Genomic DNA, 3080 nt, shown 5'->3' with positions numbered 1-3080 from the left:
CTCTGGCGACGAGGAACAGCAGGACGGTGGCCCAGACGCCATGCGTCGGATAGGCGTCGGGGTAGACCAGAAGCTGGATCGTCATCGTCATGATCAGCAGGGCGACGGCGGAGAAGCGGGTCGCCAGGCCGACCAGGATCAATAGCGGAAACAGGTGTTCGGCGAAGGCCGCCAGCGGCGCTGCGAGTTCGGGCGAGACGAACGGCAGCCGATATTCGTCGCGAAACAGCGCGACGACCGAGTCGGACAGACGCGGCACGCCGAACTGAAACTCGCCGTTCACGATGTCCACCGCAAAGCCCTGGATCTTGGTCTGGCCGGATTTCCAGAACACCGCAGCGACGGAGAAGCGACCGGTGAACGCGATCAGGGAATCCGGGATGCGGGCAAGGAGACCGATCAGCGCCCGGATAGACTCCTGCAACCAGGACGCAGTGACGCGGGCTGGCGTGGTGGCGATGCTGCCTGTATTCATGATGTCGTGCTCTCCGGGATGGTCATGCGGGTAATGGCGCCGCCACGAATCAGCAGCCCCAGTGTCGCGGTCAGATCGAATGCGGGATCGGCGGCCAATGCGCGCTCGACCGCGCGGCCGAGGGCGGCGCCTTGCCGCAGATGCATGATGAAGATGGCCGCGCCATCCGGGATGCGGGAAATCTCCACCTCGAGTCCGGCGCGCAGCACCAGGGCCGCCTCCGCGACAGCGGGATCGACCGCGGCCAGCGCCTGCACCGCATCTGCCGCCTGGTGTGCCGCCCACAGGGAAACCACGGCGTGGCCGGAACGCAGAACCGCGAGCGACGGGTGCAAGCCGATTCGCGCCGCCGGCAGCGCGGCAACGTCCTCCAGCAGGCGGGCGATATCTTCCGGCGCCAGCGGCGTGGCATCGGCTGCATGGCAGGCCGACACGCGCAGCATTTCGAGCCGCGCCACGTCTGCCAGGTAGGGGACAGCGGCCGCCGGCGTGAATGCCTCGATGAACTCCGCGAATCCCTCGCCGTAGAACGCCAGCATGGGCGAACGCGGCGGATTTTCCTGAACGAACAGGCGGGCCATGGCGCGGAAGAATTCCTCGCCGACCAGTTGCTGCGTCACCGGGCAGGTGTCGGCCAGCGCATCGATCAGCGAGACGATGGCATTGTTGCGGTATATGGCGAAGCGGCGTCCCGGATCGGATCCGTTCCAGGTCGACAAGCCCGGCGGGCAGCTTGTCCCGGCAGCCAGCAGTGCATCGGCAAAGGCCTGCTGATCGCTCATGCGCATATCCCGCAGGAGAGACTTTCGACGATCGACGGCGCAGCCGCCTCGCGCATCGACCTCTCTGCCTGGTGCGCCTCGGCGAGAAGCACGGCGAAGGCCGGGATGTCGTTGTCGCGCTCGATCAGGGTCGGCACCGGCCCCACGCGCGCCAGCGCATGGCGGTAGAGATCCCAGACGACCTGCGCCACCGGCGCGCCGTGGCTGTCGATCAGAAGCGGATCGCCCGCCGCGTCGATGTCTCGCGCAAAACCCGCGAGATGAATTTGCCCCACGGCATCCGCCGGCAGCGAGTCGATGTAGGCGTAAGGGTCGCGGTGATGGTTGACGCACGCGACGTAGACATTGCTTACGTCGAGCAGCAGGCCGCAGCCGGTGCGGCGCACCACCTCGGCGATGAACCCGGTTTCCGCCATCGTCGACGCGGCGAATTCGACGTAGGTCGCCGGATTCTCCAGCAGCATGCGGCGCCGGAGACGATCCTGCACCTGATCGACGTGATCGCAGACGCGTGCCAGGGTCTCCGCGTGATACGGAACCGGCAGCAGGTCGTTGAGAAAGACGTCGCCGTGGCTGGCCCAGGCGAGATGCTCGGAGAAGGACTCGGGCTGGTAGCGGGCGAGCAGCATGGCCAACCGGTCAAGATGCTTCGCGTCGAGTGGAGACTCGCCGCCGATGGACAGCCCGACGCCGTGGATCGACAGCGGATAGCGTTCGCGGATGCGGCTCAGGTAGTGATGGAAAGGGCCGCCGTCCACCATGTAGTTCTCGGCGTGGATCTCGAAAAAGCCGATGTCCGGGCCGGTGGCGAGGATCTCCCGGAAATGCTCGGGTTTCAGACCGACGCCGCCCCGGACAGGCAGGGTCCGAGCGGCGCCGCCGACAGTGTCCGGCACGGATGGGGCAGGTGCGTTCATTGTCGGCGCCGCGTTCGCGTTCGACTCAGCCGGCCATCTTGGCCTTGAACTCCTTGAGTTGACCGAAGCCGGTCGGGGAGGTTTTCGATACGGTCTTCTCGCAGGTGCCCTTGGGAACCGCCAAAAAGGCATTGCTCTGGTAATCCATCTTCGACGTTCCGGCGCAGGTCGTTCCGGCGCCGGCCTTGCAGTCGTTCTTGCCCTTGAGGGCGACGCCGTAGCAGTGCTCCTTTTCCATGGACATCTTGTCGTCCGCGGCGGCAGCCGGCGCGGCAGCGACAGTCAGGGCGGCACCGAGGGCCAGGGCGAGGGATGCGGCAGTCATTGTCTTGTTCATGGCAAATCTCCTTAAATCAGTGGGTTGGATTCGTTGCTTGCTTGCAGGCGCTCGAGGATTTCGACCCTGCTGTGCCAGTAGTCGGCGCTGCCGGGGAATCCTTACAGCATTGATTTTTGAGATGTGAAGCTGCAGGAAATCCGCCCCTGGTGCGGCCGGCCGGCCCTCCGGAAATCTTCCTGTCAGGGCGCCACCGGCTGCGAAGCGTCGCGCGGCCTTACATGTGTTGGCCGCATGCCGAAGCGATCGAGCACCAGGCTGATTTCCGGCGCCTTGCGCGCTTCGCGTATCTGGCCGTAAAGCACTTCCGCCTGCGGATAGCTGCGTTGCATCATGCCCAGCCATTGCTTGAGGCGGCCGGGCGATTGATGCGGCGGCAGTTTGGCCTGCACCCGTGCCCAGAATTCCGCGAGCATGCCGCTGATTTCAGCCCAGTCGGCATCGGTGGCGTATTCCTCGCCGTCGCGGATGCGCCGCGCCAGCAGCGGGTCGGCGACCGCGCCGCGGCCGAGCATGACGTCGGTGCAGCCGGTGGCGGCGCAGATGTTGCGGTAGTCGGCGACGGTCCA

General features: G+C 66.0%; 4 protein-coding genes and 1 pseudogene. All 5 read right to left on the bottom strand.

Going from position 1 to position 3080, the window contains the following annotated elements; translation table 11 throughout:
* A partial coding sequence (locus tag WC493_RS22735; RefSeq protein ID WP_373068831.1) for a DoxX family protein occupies positions 1–475 on the bottom strand: 475 nt, incomplete at its 3' end.
* The gene (locus tag WC493_RS22730) at positions 472–1257 is read right to left on the bottom strand and encodes a DUF2063 domain-containing protein (protein WP_373068829.1); all 786 of its coding nucleotides are present in this window, start codon (positions 1255–1257) and stop codon (positions 472–474) included. The genes WC493_RS22735 and WC493_RS22730, both read right to left, overlap by 4 nt.
* Positions 1254–2174 carry a DUF692 domain-containing protein gene (locus WC493_RS22725; protein ID WP_373068827.1) on the bottom strand — a complete coding sequence of 307 codons (921 nt, stop codon included), beginning with the start codon at positions 2172–2174 and terminating at the stop codon, positions 1254–1256. Before WC493_RS22725 ends, WC493_RS22730 begins: the two co-directional genes overlap by 4 nt.
* A 25-nt stretch (positions 2175–2199) precedes the next feature.
* Positions 2200–2511, bottom strand: coding sequence for a DUF2282 domain-containing protein (locus WC493_RS22720; RefSeq protein ID WP_373068825.1), 312 nt, complete (start codon positions 2509–2511; stop codon positions 2200–2202).
* 182 nt (positions 2512–2693) lie between these two features.
* Positions 2694–3080 (bottom strand): annotated as a pseudogene (locus tag WC493_RS22715) (hypothetical protein); the annotation flags it as partial.

The sequence above is a fragment of the Zavarzinia sp. genome (genome assembly GCF_041650655.1).
In the GTDB taxonomy this organism is placed as follows: domain Bacteria; phylum Pseudomonadota; class Alphaproteobacteria; order Zavarziniales; family Zavarziniaceae; genus Zavarzinia.
This window is presented reverse-complemented; position numbering and strand designations above follow the sequence as displayed.